Source organism: Mesorhizobium delmotii (assembly GCF_900149755.1).
GTDB lineage: Bacteria > Pseudomonadota > Alphaproteobacteria > Rhizobiales > Rhizobiaceae > Mesorhizobium > Mesorhizobium delmotii.
In genome coordinates this window covers 28176-42867 of record NZ_FUIG01000059.1, presented here as the reverse complement: position 1 = coordinate 42867, position 14692 = coordinate 28176, and the positions used below count along the sequence as shown (strand labels likewise).

The following is a 14692-nucleotide window of genomic DNA, read 5'->3' as shown; positions in this document are numbered from 1 at the left end:
ATGTTCATTCCCTTCTTCCTCGAACTGAAGGCTGCGCGGGTTCCGGTCTCGCTCCGGGAATACCTGTCGCTGCTGGAAGGGCTGGAGGCAGGGCTGGTCGACTATGACGTCGAGGGTTTTTACTATCTTGCCCGCGCCACACTGGTGAAGGACGAGCGCCACATCGACCGTTTCGATCAGGTCTTTTCGCACGTCTTCAAGGGCGTCGAAGCACTGGCTGGCGAAAACGCGGTCGACGTCGAAAACATCCCGGAGGAATGGCTGCGGCGGCTTGCCGAAAAGCACCTGACCGATGAAGACAAAAAGCTGGTCGAAGCCCTGGGCGGTTTCGAGAAGCTGATGGAAACACTGAAGAAACGGCTGGAGGAACAGAAGGGCCGCCACCAGGGCGGGTCGAAATGGATCGGCACCGGCGGCACCTCGCCCTTCGGCGCCTATGGCTACAATCCCGAAGGCGTTCGCATCGGCCAGCACGAAAGCCGCAACCGCCGCGCGGTCAAAGTCTGGGACAAGCGCGAATTCAGGAATTTCGACGATGCCGTCGAGCTCGGCTCCCGCAACATCAAGATCGCGCTGAAGCGTTTGCGCCGCTGGGTGCGCGAAGGCGCCGAGGAGGAGTTCGACCTGCCCGGCACCATCCACGCCACTGCCGAGCACGGCTATCTCGACGTGCAGACACGGCCTGAGCGGCGCAATGCGGTGAAGCTGCTGATGTTCTTCGATGTCGGCGGCTCGATGGACGATCACATCAAAAGCGTCGAGGAGCTGTTTTCGGCCGCCCGCGCCGAATTCCGCCAGCTCGAATATTTCTACTTCCACAACTGCCTCTACGAGGGCGTGTGGAAGGACAATCGCCGCCGCCATGCGGAGGTGATTCCGACTTTCGATCTCCTCCACAAATACGGTCCGGACTACAAGGTGATCGTCGTCGGCGATGCCTCGATGAGCCCGTATGAGATCGCGCATCCCGGCGGCTCGGTCGAGCACTGGAACCCGGAGGCAGGCGTCGTTTGGCTCGGCCGCCTGCTGCAGCAATGGCCGAACGCGGTATGGCTCAACCCCGAAAGCGAAAAGCACTGGGGTCTTACCCATTCGATTGCCATGATCCGCGATATCTTTGGCGGCCGCATGTTTCCGCTGACGCTCGCCGGGCTCGAAGCCGCCACGAAGCAGCTTTCAAGGAAGCACTGAATGGATCCACGCAAAACAGGAAGGTCGACCTGTTTCCTCTGCCTGCAGTGTGGCGTCCAGTTTGCGGCAACAGCCGCGCCACCGGACCACTGCCCGATCTGCGAGGACGAGCGGCAATATGTGCGCTGGGAGGGCCAGGCCTGGATCACGCCGGATGAGCTCGCCGCCGGGCATCGGATCGTAATGAAAGACGACGCCGGCGTGCTCGCCTTCGGCATCGAGCCGCGCTTCGCCATCGGTCAGCGGGCGCTGCTGGCACAAACCCCGCACGGCAACGTACTATGGGACTGCATCTCGATGGTCAGCGACGAGGCGGTGGTCGAGATCAACCGACGGGGCGGCCTCACCGCGATCGCCATTTCGCACTGCCATTATTATTCGGCGATGGTCGAGTGGAGCGAGGCGTTTGGCGGCGTGCCGATCTATCTGCACGCCGATGACCGTCAGTGGATCATGCGGCCGCATCCGGCTGTTATCAGTTGGGAGGGCGAGACGCGCGCCCTAAACCCCTCGCTGACACTTATCCGTTGCGGCGGTCACTTTGCCGGTGGCCAGGTGCTGCACTGGACGCGCGACGGCGGCGACGCGATCCTGGCCGGCGACATCTTGCAGGTGACGCCGACTCGCCGCCATGTCAGCTTCATGTACAGCTACCCGAACTATATCCCGCTCAACGCAGCGAAAGTGCTCGGCATCGAGGCTGCGCTGGAGCCTTTTGCGTTCGACCATATCTACGGCGCATGGTGGAACCAGAACGTCCTCGGAGATGCAAAGACGGCATTTGCAGGGTCGGTTGCGCGGTATCTCGCGGCGATCGCCTGAGGAATTCTTCGCGGCAGCATCGGAAATACCGGCAAACGCCGTAACAAATGCCTATTTTAGGCGAACTTGGGAAGACAACCCCAATAGCGGCATTAACTAAGAGGCAAAAAATGGATAGTCACACCTACCCAGTCACCCGCACTGATGCCGAATGGCGCGCCCGGCTGACGCCGGAGCAATATGCGGTGATGCGCAACCACGGCACCGAGCGGCCGGGCAGCTGCGCCCTGCTCCACGAGAAGCGCGCCGGCACCTTTTCCTGCGTCGGCTGCGACCAGCCTTTGTTCGAATCCAAGCTGAAGTTCGAGAGCGGCACCGGCTGGCCGAGCTTCAACGACCCGGTGCCCGGTTCGGTCGAGACGACCGTCGACCGCAGCTACGGCATGGTCCGCACCGAATGCCACTGCGCCCGCTGCGGCAGCCATCTCGGCCACGTCTTCGAGGACGGCCCGCCGCCGACCGGCCTGCGCTACTGCATCAACGGCGTGGCGCTCAAATTCGAGCCGGCCGCCTGACTGGAACGCGACGTTGGCAAAGGACGGCTTCGGCCGGCCTTTGCCGGCAGCACCGTCCCGTCAGACCACCACCACCAGTATCAGCCACAGCACAGCCCCCAGCGTCATCAGCGAAGCCTTGACGCCGCCGGATTTCTCGGCGGTCCGCCACACCGCAAAAGTCAGAAAGAAATTATACGGCACCGGCGCGAAATGCACCGCCAGAACGAGAGCGAGCGGCAGCTTCAGCCCGAGCAGGATCAGCGCCAGCACAGACACTGCGATGTTGATCGCCGTGCCGACAAGGACAAGATCGCGCCAGAACAGCCGATCAAGCGGGGCCGTGCCTTGCCAGCGCGAGCGGAAGAAGCCCGCCGCGCGGCCTGCCTTGCCGTCTTCGCCTTCGAAAGTCTTTGGCGCACTCATCGATGCGGCCTTCTCTCATTTCACAGTCGTAGAGATGTCCAACGCGGCAAGCCTGCCAACGCAAGTCGATCATCGGCACCCAAGCGAATTATCTGACAGATTGTCATCAAACGGTCGTGAAACCTTTCTACGTCGCCCTTGTCGGCATCTCGGCAAGGATACCTTACCGGAATCTGCCGCCCCCATCATCCAGTCGCCTGCCAAGGAGGTCTTGAGATGAGCGATAATGTCTACAACGTGCTGTTTCTTTGCAACGCCAATTCGGCGCGATCCATCATGGCGGAAGCCATCCTCAATCGGATCGGTGCCGGGAGGTTCAGGGCCTTTTCCGCGGGTTCGCAACCGAAGGGCGAGGTCAATCCCTACGCACTGCAGCTGCTCGAAAGCCTCAACTACGATACGAGCTTCGCCCGCTCGAAAGGCTGGGACGAGTTTGCCGAGCCCGAAGCGCCGGAAATGAATTTCATCTTCACGCTCTGCGACAGTACCGCAAACGAATCTTGCCCGATCTGGCCGGGTCATCCGATGACCGCGCTCTGGTCGATACCGGACCCAGCCAAGGCAGACGGCACCGAGGCCGAACTGCACCTTGCCTTTGCCGATGCCTATCGCATGCTCAACAACCGCATCTCGCTGTTCACCAATCTGCCGATGGATGCGCTCGACCATCTGGCGCTGCAACACCATCTCGATGCGATCGGCCGCGACACGGCGAAGCCGAACTAATGCATGTCGCCCAAAAGTGCGCAGCGGTTTTGGGGTAACGACATGCATAAAAACAAAACTAAAGCGCGTCGCACGAATCTCTTCAGACGCGACGCGCTTTAGGCTCAAGCGGCCGACAGGCAGGCGAATTCACGAACCGGCTTCGCCACCGTCTCCAAGAACCTCGGCAACGGCGCGCTCGAAACGCGATGCTTCCGTCACCAGCCAGTCGGCCATGGCCGGCCAATTGTCCTCGGCAAAGCAGTTCACCCGCCACAGCGAATTGATGCCGAGGCCCTCGCAACTCTGTTCCGGCCTGAGCTTCAACCTGTCTTCGATCGCCGGCTGGAACGGCTTCAACCGCGACCAGGCTTCCGTGGCACCGAACTTCTCGTTGCGGCCGAAGAAGACGCCGACATGGTTCTGCGCCGGCGCGACATACATGGAAAGGACCAAGGCGAAGTCGGGCAGCCCGCGCTGCCAGAACCAGGGTCCGCGCCGCGCCATCAGACCCCTTTCTTCCGGATGCCGCTCCGAGAACAGCGACCAGAAGCCGCGTTGGCGGAATTCAGAGGCGCGGCGGACGCCAAAGTCGAATTCGCTCATGGTTCGACCCGTTGAGGGCGCCGCAGCCGGCGCCCAGGGCTGTTATCAGCCTTACACCATGCCGAGAGCGGCTTTGTAGAGGTCGAGGATGGTTTCCTCCTCTTGCCGCTCGGCCTGATCCTTCTTGCGCAGCCGGATGATCGACCGCATCGCCTTGGTGTCGAAGCCGGTGCCTTTGGCCTCGGCGAACACTTCCTTGATGTCGTCGGCGATCGTCTTCTTCTCTTCCTCGAGCCGCTCGATGCGCTCGATGAAGGCTCGCAGCTGGCCGGCGGCAACAGTCTGGCTGGTCTCGGTGATGTCGTCGGCCATTTTTTCTCCGCGTCGTTTCCATGCCGCGACTCAGGAACGTGTCGCGGCGAATTTGCAGCGGTTCGATGCCCGACCGGGGGCGACCGGTCAAGCTGTTATCGATGCGGCATGAAGGGCTGCCGCCAAGCAGGGACGACTCTGCCTGGGATAGTCCCGTCTCATCCGAATGCGATCAGCAGATCCTTGGCGTCGATCTGATCGCCGGCCTTCACCAGCACTTCGGCGATTGTGCCGTCGCGCTCGGCATGCAGTGCCGTTTCCATCTTCATCGCCTCGATCGACAGCAGCACGTCACCGGCCTTGACCGTCTGGCCGGCGGCAACGGCGAGCGCCGAGACGACACCCGGCATCGGCGCGCCGACATGCGCCTCGTTGCCCGGCTCGGCCTTGCGCCGCGCCTTGGCGGCGGAAGCGCCATGCGCGCGATCCGGCACTTTGACTCGGCGCGGCTGGCCGTTGAGCTCGAAGAACACGGTGACCATGCCCTTCTCGTCGACATCGCCTATGGCCAGGCAGCGCACCACCAGCGTCTTGCCCTTCTCGATGTCGACAAAGATCTCGTCTTCCGGCTTCATGCCGTAGAAATAGGTCGGCGTCGGCAGCACACTGACCGGCCCGTAGGTTTCCTGCGCTGCGGTAAAGTCGGAGAAAACCTTCGGGTACATCAGCCACGAGGCGAATTCGAACTCGTTGAGCTTGCGCTCAAGCTTGTCCTCGATCTCCTTGCGGCTGGCCTTGAGATTGGCTGCTTTCAGCAGCGAACCGGGCCGCACGGTTATCGGTTTGTCGCCTTTCAGCACCTTCATCTGTAGCGCCTCCGGCCAACCGCCAGGCGACTGGCCGAGATCGCCGCGCAGCATCGACACGACCGAGTCCGGGAAGGCGATATCCCTAGCCGGATTTTCGACATCGGCAACCGTCAGGTCCTGGCTCACCATCATCAGCGCCATGTCGCCGACAACCTTGGACGACGGCGTCACCTTGACGATGTCACCGAACATCAGATTGACGTCATGATAGGTCTGCGCCACTTCGTGCCAGCGCGTCTCCAAACCGAGCGAGCGCGCTTGTTCCTTGAGATTGGTGAACTGCCCACCCGGCATTTCGTGCAGGTAGACTTCCGAGGCCGGCCCCTTCAGGTCGCTCTCGAAGGCGGCATACTGGTTGCGTACCGCCTCCCAGTAGAACGAGATGTTCCTGATCCATTGCGGGTCGAGGCCGGGATCTCGGTCGGTGCCCTTCAGCGCCTCGACGATCGAGCCCAGGCAAGGCTGCGAGGTGTTGCCCGATAGGGAATCCATGGCGGCATCGATGGCGTCGACGCCGCTGTCCACCGCCGCCAGCACCGTCGCCGCCGACAGGCCTGACGTGTCGTGCGTGTGGAAATGGATCGGCAGATCGGTCGCCTCGCGCAGCGCCTTGAACAGTGCGCGGGCAGCACTCGGCTTCAGAAGTCCGGCCATGTCCTTGACCGCGATGATATGGGCGCCGGCCGCCTGCAACCCCCTGGCCAGCGCGACATAGTATTTGAGGTCGTATTTGGCCCGGGCCGGGTCGAGTATGTCGCCGGTGTAGCAGATCGCCGCTTCGATCAGCTTGCCCTCGGCGCCGACCGCGTCCATGGCGACGCGCATATTGTCAACCCAGTTCAAACAGTCGAAGACGCGGAACAGGTCGATGCCGCCGGCGGCGGCCTGTTTGACGAAGTGCTGGACGACATTGTCGGGATAGTTGGTGTAGCCGACGCCGTTGGCGCCGCGCAAAAGCATTTGCAGCAACAAATTGGGCGCTGCCTCACGCACCAGCGACAGCCGTTCCCACGGGTCTTCGGTAAGGAAGCGCATGGCGACGTCGAACGTCGCCCCGCCCCAGCATTCGAGCGACAAAAGCCGCGGCAGCGCGCGTGCATAGGTGCCGGCAATGCCGGCGATGTCATATGTGCGCACCCGCGTCGCGAGCAGGGATTGGTGTCCGTCGCGCATCGTCGTGTCGGTGACCAGCACCTCTTTTTGTGCGCGCATCCAGGCCGCGAATTTCTCCGGCCCAAGCGCATCGAGCTTCTGCTTGCTGCCATCAGGCACATTGCCGTTGAGGTAGGGCACCATGGGTGCCGCCGCATCGGCCTTCGGCTGCGGCCGGCCGCGCGTCTCGGGATGGCCGTTGACGCTGACATCGGCGAGGTAGTTGAGCAGCTTGGTCGCGCGGTCCTGCCGCTTCACGCTGGCGAACAGCTCCGGCGTCGTGTCGATGAACTTGGTCGTGTAGGAATTATCGGCGAAACTCGGGTGATTGATGATCGCCTCGAGGAAGGTGAGATTGGTCGCCACGCCGCGAATGCGGAACTCGCGCAATGCCCGGTTCATCCGGGCGATGGTCTCGGCCGGCGTCGGCGCCCAGGCCGTCACCTTCTCCAGCAGCGGGTCGTAAAAACGGGTGATGACCGCGCCCGAATAGGCTGTGCCGCCATCGAGGCGGATGCCGAAACCGGTGGCGCCGCGATAGGCGGTGATACGACCATAGTCGGGAATGAAATTTTGCTCGGGATCTTCCGTGGTGATGCGGCACTGCAGCGCGTGGCCGTTGAGCCTGATATCCTTCTGCGCCGGCACGCCCGATTCCGGCGTGCCGATGGCGAAACCATCGAGGATGTGGATCTGCGCCTTGACGATGTCGATGCCGGTCACCTGCTCGGTAACGGTGTGCTCGACCTGGATGCGCGGGTTGACCTCGATGAAGTAGAATTTGCCGGTGTCGGCATCCTGCAGGAATTCGACCGTGCCGGCGCCGATATAGCTCGTCTCGCGGGCGATCTTCAGCGCATGACCGCAAAGCTCCTCGCGCTGCGACATTTCGAGATACGGCGCCGGCGCGCGCTCGACCACCTTCTGGTTGCGGCGCTGGATGGAGCAATCGCGCTCGAACAGGTGCACGGCATTGCCGTGTATGTCGCCCAGCACCTGCACCTCGACATGGCGGGCGCGCTCGATCAGCTTTTCGAGATAGACCTCGTCCTTGCCGAAGGCGGCTTTCGCTTCGCGCTTGCCCTCCGTCACCTCGCGGGCGAGATCGGCTTCCGAGCGAATGGCGCGCATGCCGCGGCCGCCGCCGCCCCACGATGCCTTCAGCATCACCGGATAGCCGATCGTCCTGGCGAGCGCCTTCACCGCCTCCATGCCGTCCGGCAACGGATCGGTGGCGGGAATTACCGGTACGCCGACCTCGATCGCCAGGTTGCGTGCGGCGACCTTGTTGCCGAGCCTGCGCATCGTATCCGGCTTCGGTCCAATGAAAATAATGCCGGCCTTGGCGCAGGCTTCGGCGAATTCAGGGCTTTCTGACAACAGTCCATAGCCCGGATGGATGGCATCGGCGCCCGAAAGCCTGGCGACGCGGATCACTTCCTCGATCGACAGATAGCTTTCAATCGGCCCCATATCCCGGATCAGATGCGGCCCGCGCCCGACCTGGTAGCTTTCGTCGGCCTTGAAGCGATGCAGCGAGTATTTGTCCTCCTCGGCCCAGATCGCAACGGTTTTGAGGCCGAGTTCGTTGGCCGCGCGGAAGACGCGGATGGCGATTTCGGAGCGATTGGCGACAAGGATCTTCGAGATTGCCAAGGACAGGCTCCGGACGCGAACGGAAGGGTACTGACGACATGATTAACGCGAAAATGCTGCAGTGCAAACAAAATCGAAGGAAGCGATTAAACCGATTTAGTTTGATCTATCGCGTTAACACATTGCGTGTCGGTCCCGACAACGCCCCGAAGTCCCGATCAAGCTTTCGGGAAACTCCCATGAAAAATGCCCGGCGCGAGGCGCCGGGCATTTCATGTAGCAACGTCCGGTTACTTGCCGGGTGCGTTCTCGACATAGGTGTACTTGCCGTCGTCACCCTTTTTCCAGGTGTACATGACGTAATCCGGACGGGTGATGTCGCCTTTCGCATCATAGCCGATCTCGCCGATCGTGGTCTTCCAGGGGCCGGCCGACTTGATGGTCTCGGCTACCTTCTGAGCGTCATCGGCTGAACCGGCCTTGGCGATGGCGGCCGCGATGATTTCCATCGCCGCGTAGGAGTATAGGGTATAGGCCTCAGGCTCGAAGCCGGCCGCGCGGAACTTCTCGACGAGTTCCTTGGCGTTCGGATTCTTGCGCGGATCCGGAGCGAACGTCATCAGCGTGCCGTCGACGGCGTCGCCGGCGATGGACGCCAATTCGTTTGACACGATGCCGTCGCCGGACATGAAGGTTGCCTTGAGGCCCTGGTCGGCGAGCTGGCGTATGATCAGGCCGGCTTCGGTGTGCAGGCCGCCATAGTAGACGACGGAGACGCCCGCGTCCTTCATCTTGGCGATGAGGGCCGAGAAATCCTTGTCGCCGACATTGATGCCTTCATACATGGCCTCGGTCACGCCATTGGCTGCAAGCGCCTTCTTGGTTTCGTCGGCGAGGCCTTGGCCATAAGGCGTCTTGTCATGGATGACAGCGATCTTGGCATCCTTGAAGTTCGCGGCGACATAGTCGCCAGCAACCTTGCCCTGCTGATCGTCGCGTCCGCAGGTGCGGAAGGTGTTCCACATGCCGCGTTCGGTGAACTTCGGATTGGTCGCAGCCGGGGTGATCTCGAGGATACCGTTCTCGGCGTAGACTTCCGATGCGGGGATCGAAACGCCCGAGTTGAAGTGGCCGACCACGTACTTGACGCCGTCGGCGACGAACTTGTTGGCGACCGAGATGCCCTGCTTGGGATCGGACACGTCGTCACCGACCGTGAGCTTGACCTGCTCGCCGTTGATGCCGCCGGCCGCATTGATGTCGGCGACAGCCTGTTCGGCGCCCTTTTGCAGCTGCGCGCCGAAGGCGGCGTTCGGACCGGTGATCGGACCGGCAACGCCGACCAGGATGTCAGCCCACGCGCTTCCGCTGAACGCGACGAGCGCGGTCAGGGCGACGGCGGACAAAAGTGATTTTCTCATGTAAAACGCTCCCATTTACAGAGTGGGCGTGGATGATGCTTTCATGCGATGCCCACTTTTACTCGCAGAAAACGTACTTTGCCGATTTTCAGGCACTTGTCACGCCGATTCATCCCCGGAACGGCGTTAATGGTGAACGTCAACCTTTTGGTTTCCAACTCAAAAGCGATGCTCTTTCGTAGAGCCAGTTATACTGTGTCACCATCTGGTTGGTGCGCGTGTATTGATAGCCGATGAAGCCCAATATCATCAGGACAATGGTGTCGACGATGTAGTACTGCAGCGAGAACATCGTGCCGCCGAACAGTGCGTGATGGATGAACCTTACGGCGATGCCGAGGCCGAGCATGTAAGCGAACAATTGGACGAAGCTGCGCCATGTTTGGGCGCAGGCCTTGCCCGTCATCCATGCCGCCCAGCCGCCAAGCAGGCAGGTGACGAAGAAGAAATGCCAGACCGAGGGTTCCTCATAGAGAATGCCCTGCATGATGAAGACTCCTGAACTCAGTGATGGCCGCCTTCGAGATAGGCGGCGCGCACGTCCGGATCGGCGAGCAGTTCCTTGCCGGTGCCGGTCATCGTCACATTGCCGTTGACCATGACATAGCCGCGCGTGGCGAGCTTCAGCGCGCCGAAGGCGTTCTGCTCGACCAGGAACACGGTCAGCCCCTGCGTGCGGTTCAATTCGCGGATGGCGTCGAAGATCTGCTTGACGATCAGCGGCGCCAGGCCCAGCGACGGCTCGTCGAGCAGGAGCAGCTTCGGCCGCGCCATCAGCGCACGTCCGATCGACAGCATCTGCTGCTCGCCGCCCGACAGCGTGCCGCCGCGCTGGGCAATGCGTTCCTTCAGGCGCGGAAACAGCGTGAACACCTTCTCGACGTCCTCGTCGTAATGCTCGAGGTTGTCGAGGCTGGCGCCCATCTGCAGGTTTTCCATCACCGTCATGCGCGGAAAGATGCGGCGGCCCTCCGGCGACTGGGCAATGCGCATGCGCGCGATCTCATGGGTCGGCAATTGGGTGATGTCGGTGCCGGCGAAGGTGATCGTGCCCGCCCGCGCCCGTGGAGCGCCAAAAATGGTCATCATCAGCGTCGACTTGCCGGCGCCGTTGGCGCCGATCAGCGCCACGATCTCGCCCTCCTTAACGGTGACATCGACGCCGTTCAGCGCCCTGATGTTACCGTAGTAGGTCTGGACGCCCTTGATGTCGAGCAGCGTTGTCCCTGCCATTATTTGCGCCCTCCGCGCCGGTTGGAGACGCCCGGTGTCTTCGGCTTCACCGCAGCCTTGGTGGCCGGCTTTGCCGCGGAGGATTTCGCGGCAGAAGGTTTCGCCGTCGGTTTGGCTTTTGTCGGCGATGCGGGCTTTGCTGCGGCACTCGACTTTGCATCGACCTGCCCGGCCTTCGAGGCGCCCTTCGACACCGTGACGCGTTCGCCCTCGCTGTGGCCGATCGTGTCGGTCACCGGCCCGGCGAGATATGAAGATGATGTGCCTGGGCCGTGCGCCGAATCTGGACCCGTATCCAGCTGCTCGATGACGTCTTCGTCGCCGACCTCGGTCAGCACCGTCTCGACCTCCTCGTCTTCGACGCCGAGATAGGCGGCGATGACGCGCGGGTCGGTGCGTACCGCCTGCGGACCGCCGTCCGAGATCTTGCGCCCGTATTCGAGCACCACGATATGGTCGGAAATCTGCATGACCACCGCCATGTCGTGCTCGATCAGCAGGATCGAGGTGCCGGTGGTATCCTTGATGTCCATCAAAAGCGCGTTGAGCGCCATTGATTCCTTCGGATTGAGGCCGGCGGCCGGTTCGTCGAGGCAGAGCAGTTCCGGACCCGTGCACATGGCCCGTGCGATCTCCAGGCGCCGTTGCGCGCCGTAGGGCAGGTCGCCGGCCGGATCGTCGGCTCGGTCGACGAGGTTGGCCTTCTCCAGCCAGTGCTTGGCCAGGTCGATCGACTCGGCCGATGCTGTCCGGTAGCCGCTGAAGCCGAACAGGCCGAGGATGGTGTAGCCGGATGCCTTCATCAGCTTGTTGTGCTGCGCCACCAGCAGGTTCTCCAGCAGCGTCATGCCGGAGAACAGGCGGATGTTCTGGAACGTGCGGGCGACCTTGGCCTTGGCAGTGATCTGGAAATCCGGCATCCGCTCGAGCAGGAACTCCCCACCGTCCCTGCCGGCGAAGCGGATCATGCCCTCCGACGGTTTGTAGAAGCCGGTGATGCAGTTGAATACGGTGGTCTTGCCGGCGCCGTTCGGGCCGATCAGCGCGGTGATCTCGCCACGCTTGGCCTGGAATGACAGGTCGCCAATGGCGACTAGACCACCGAACTTCATCGACATATGCTCGACCTGCAGGATGGCATCGTTCATGGATGGGCTCGCATCACTCATCAGCCGTGGCCCTCCTTGGTGAAGGAGCCGGATACGGCCCTGCGCTCCTTGAGGAAGGCTGTCGGTTCACGGCTGCCGACAAAGCCGCGCGGCTTCCACACCATGACGATGACCATGGCTATGCCGAACAGCAGCATGCGGTAAAGCTCCGGCGTGAAGTCGGGACCGAAAACCTGCTTCAGGAAATCGAGTTCGCGCAGCGCCTCGGTGCCGCCGATCATCACCAGGGCGGCGACGGCAATGCCGACAAGCGAGCCCATGCCGCCGAGCACGACGATGGCGAGGATAATCGCCGATTCCAGGAAGATGAAGGATTCGGGGCTGACGAAGCCTTGCCTTGCGGCGAAGAACGAGCCGGCGAAGCCGCCGAACATGGCGCCGGTGGCAAAGGCGGTGAGCTTGGTGGTGGTGGTGTTGATGCCGAGCGAGCGGCAGGCGATCTCGTCTTCACGCAGCGCTTCCCAGGCGCGGCCGACGGGCATGCGCCTGAGCCTTATGGTGACAAAGGCCGTCAGCAGGCAGAGCCCAAGGATCAGGTAGTAGAGGAAGATCTTGTAGTAGGCGCCAGATTGGGCGATGCCGAGAACCTTGGCGATATAGTTCGGGTCCGAAACGTTGAACGATATCAGGCCGAAGAAAGAGACCTTCGGGATGCCGGAAATACCGGCCGAGCCGTTGGTGACCTCGCGCCAGTTGATGATCACCAGCCTTATGATCTCGCCGAAGGCGAGCGTCACGATCGCCAGATAGTCGCCGCGCAGGCGCAGCACCGGAAAGCCGAGCATGACGCCCCAGAACGCGGCCATGGCGCCGGCAGCCGGCAGCAGGATCCAGAACGACAGGCCGAAATGGGTACCGAGCAGCGCATAGGCATAGGCGCCGACGGCGTAGAAGGCGACATAGCCGAGGTCAAGCAAACCGGCGAGGCCGACGACGATATTCAGTCCCCAGGCCAGCATCACATAGATCAGGATTTGGATGCCGAAATTGTCGACCCATTTCAGCGAGCCCTGGAAGCCGCCCACCATCGATCCCGTATAGAGGGCAAGCACCAGCACGACGACGATCGGATAGAGCGCCAGCGCGGTGATGCCCAGGCCCGAGAAGTGGGCTTGGATGAAGCTGCGGAAATAGAACAGCACCGAGGCCAGGGCATAGATGATCGCCAGCGCCCGCACGAACCGTGCATAACCGGCAAGAGCCGGCCCCAGCAAACCATCGAGGGAGCCGGCCAGAAGAACCAGCACGGCCACTATGGCGATGGCCGCGATGAAATACGGCAACCGGAAGAACCGCGTCGCGACGCTGGCTGGCAACAGGCCGGTGGCGACATCGGCGATCTTCTGTTTGGCCAGGAAGGGCTGGCCATAGGCGACGTAAAGGAAGCGGCCGACCATCGTGGCGATGATCACCACGGCGAGCAGGCCCCAGCGCTGCACCAGGATCAGCTCGTTGCTGATGTTCTGATCGGTCTTCAGGCCGATGAACAGCACGAACAGGCCAAGCACGATGGCGCCGGCATAGAGCGCTTCGCGGGTGGCGCGCTGCATGGGGGTGGCGACGATGTCGCGCTCCGGAGATGCGGTGACCGCCATTGTCTCAGACCTTTTCGACTTCTGGCCGGCCGAGAATGCCGGAAGGCAGGAAGATCAGCACGATCGCCAGGATGGAGAAGGCGGCGACGTCCTTGTAATCGATCGAGAAATAGGCCGACCACATGCTTTCGATGAAGCCGATCATCAGCCCGCCGAGCACGGCGCCGGGCAACGAGCCGATGCCGCCGAGCACCGCGGCAGTAAATGCCTTCACACCGGGCGTAAAGCCATCGGAAAACACCACCACACCGTAATACATCAGGAACAACGTGCCGGCGACGGCGGCAAGGGCGGCGCCCATAATGAAGGTGATCGAGATGGTGCGATCGACGTCGATGCCGAGCAGTGCGGCCATCTTGCGATCCTGCTCGCACGCCCTTTGGGCTCGACCCAGCGAGGTCTTGTTGACCAGGTACCAGAACAGCGCCAGCAGGACTATGGTGACCAGGACGATGATGATCTGCTTCAGCGACACGCTGATGCCTTCGATGTTGTAGACCTTGGACACCATCGGCGGGACCGGCTTGTTGCGCGGCCCTTGCGACACCTGGACGAAGTTCGACAGCACGATCGACATGCCGATCGCGGTGATCAGCGGCGCCAGCCGGAACGAGCCGCGCAACGGCCGATAGGCCAGCTTTTCGATCGTCCAATTGTACAGGCTGGTCAAAAGCATCGCCACGATCATCATGACCAGAAGTGCGATGACCACCGGCACCGAATAGAACAACGCACCGAGGATGAGGAAAACGATGAGGGCGGCGAAGGCCCCGACCATGAAGATGTCGCCATGGGCGAAATTGATCATGCCGATGATGCCGTAGACCATCGTATAGCCGATCGCTATCAGTCCATAGATCGATCCCAGCGTCAGCCCATTGATAAGCTGCTGGACAAAATACTGCATGCTGCCGTTGCTCCCCTGGAATGTCGCCCATGCAGACGCATTCCTTTTCGTATTTCCCTTAGTCGTAAAGTTTCGAGCCCGGATTGCAACGTCATTTTTTAATCGGCATGCGTGATTTTGAAGCACGCGATCGGATTGCCCGTTCTTTCCCTTCCGGCCTCTGGACTATGGCGGACCCTATCATTGGCATAAGGCAATGTCTTTGACGATTCGGCGTCGACATGCACCCCGTTTTCGAAGGAATCGCCGTCAAA

Annotated in this window: 13 protein-coding genes and 1 pseudogene; 4 read left to right on the top strand and 10 right to left on the bottom strand. The window is 61.8% G+C overall.

Annotated elements, in window-relative coordinates; translation table 11 throughout:
• The 3 genes from BQ8482_RS31735 to msrB all read left to right on the top strand — a co-directional run bounded on the left by BQ8482_RS31735 (position 1) and on the right by msrB (position 2528).
• Positions 1-1191 (top strand): vWA domain-containing protein, encoded by a 1191-nt coding sequence (locus BQ8482_RS31735; RefSeq protein WP_123151171.1) that lies wholly within the window; start codon positions 1-3, stop codon positions 1189-1191.
• The gene (locus BQ8482_RS31730; RefSeq protein WP_123151170.1) at positions 1192-2013 is read left to right on the top strand and encodes an MBL fold metallo-hydrolase; all 822 of its coding nucleotides are present in this window, start codon (positions 1192-1194) and stop codon (positions 2011-2013) included.
• Between the two features lie 110 nt (positions 2014-2123).
• The gene (gene msrB / locus BQ8482_RS31725) at positions 2124-2528 is read left to right on the top strand and encodes a peptide-methionine (R)-S-oxide reductase MsrB (RefSeq protein ID WP_027152870.1); all 405 of its coding nucleotides are present in this window, start codon (positions 2124-2126) and stop codon (positions 2526-2528) included.
• A 60-nt stretch (positions 2529-2588) separates the two neighbouring features.
• On the opposite strand, the gene BQ8482_RS31720 is transcribed toward msrB, so the two are convergent.
• Positions 2589-2933: a hypothetical protein gene (locus BQ8482_RS31720; RefSeq protein WP_123151169.1), complete on the bottom strand. Its 345-nt coding sequence runs from the start codon at positions 2931-2933 to the stop codon at positions 2589-2591.
• A gap of 216 nt (positions 2934-3149) precedes the next feature.
• On the opposite strand from BQ8482_RS31720, the gene BQ8482_RS31715 reads away from it, so the two are divergent.
• The gene (locus tag BQ8482_RS31715) at positions 3150-3659 is read left to right on the top strand and encodes an arsenate reductase ArsC (protein ID WP_123151168.1); all 510 of its coding nucleotides are present in this window, start codon (positions 3150-3152) and stop codon (positions 3657-3659) included.
• Positions 3660-3788: 129 nt separating this feature from the next.
• Here BQ8482_RS31715 and BQ8482_RS31710 read toward each other — a convergent pair whose 3' ends face one another.
• The 9 genes and pseudogenes from BQ8482_RS31710 to BQ8482_RS31670 all read right to left on the bottom strand — a co-directional run bounded on the left by BQ8482_RS31710 (position 3789) and on the right by BQ8482_RS31670 (position 14438).
• Positions 3789-4244, bottom strand: coding sequence for a hypothetical protein (locus BQ8482_RS31710; protein WP_123151167.1), 456 nt, complete (start codon positions 4242-4244; stop codon positions 3789-3791).
• A 51-nt stretch (positions 4245-4295) separates the two neighbouring features.
• Positions 4296-4556, bottom strand: a complete 261-nt coding sequence (locus BQ8482_RS31705; RefSeq protein ID WP_023800031.1) for a DUF2312 domain-containing protein — start codon at positions 4554-4556, stop codon at positions 4296-4298.
• Positions 4557-4714: 158 nt separating this feature from the next.
• Positions 4715-8173: a pyruvate carboxylase gene (gene pyc / locus BQ8482_RS31700; RefSeq protein WP_123151166.1), complete on the bottom strand. Its 3459-nt coding sequence runs from the start codon at positions 8171-8173 to the stop codon at positions 4715-4717.
• A 230-nt stretch (positions 8174-8403) separates the two neighbouring features.
• Complete coding sequence (locus BQ8482_RS31695) at positions 8404-9534, bottom strand: branched-chain amino acid ABC transporter substrate-binding protein (RefSeq protein WP_123151165.1); 1131 nt, start codon at positions 9532-9534, stop codon at positions 8404-8406.
• A 139-nt stretch (positions 9535-9673) separates the two neighbouring features.
• A complete protein-coding gene (locus BQ8482_RS31690; RefSeq protein ID WP_123151164.1) occupies positions 9674-10021 on the bottom strand; it encodes a DUF6867 family protein in 348 nt (115 codons plus the stop codon).
• 17 nt (positions 10022-10038) lie between these two features.
• A complete protein-coding gene (locus BQ8482_RS31685) occupies positions 10039-10767 on the bottom strand; it encodes an ABC transporter ATP-binding protein (RefSeq protein ID WP_123151163.1) in 729 nt (242 codons plus the stop codon).
• An 8-nt stretch (positions 10768-10775) separates the two neighbouring features.
• Positions 10776-11936: pseudogene (locus tag BQ8482_RS31680) on the bottom strand (ABC transporter ATP-binding protein); the annotation flags it as partial.
• A complete protein-coding gene (livM, locus tag BQ8482_RS31675; protein WP_123151161.1) occupies positions 11936-13531 on the bottom strand; it encodes a high-affinity branched-chain amino acid ABC transporter permease LivM in 1596 nt (531 codons plus the stop codon). The gene livM and the pseudogene BQ8482_RS31680, both read right to left, overlap by 1 nt.
• A gap of 4 nt (positions 13532-13535) precedes the next feature.
• Positions 13536-14438: a branched-chain amino acid ABC transporter permease gene (locus BQ8482_RS31670; RefSeq protein WP_123151160.1), complete on the bottom strand. Its 903-nt coding sequence runs from the start codon at positions 14436-14438 to the stop codon at positions 13536-13538.
• Positions 14439-14692 lie beyond the last annotated feature (254 nt).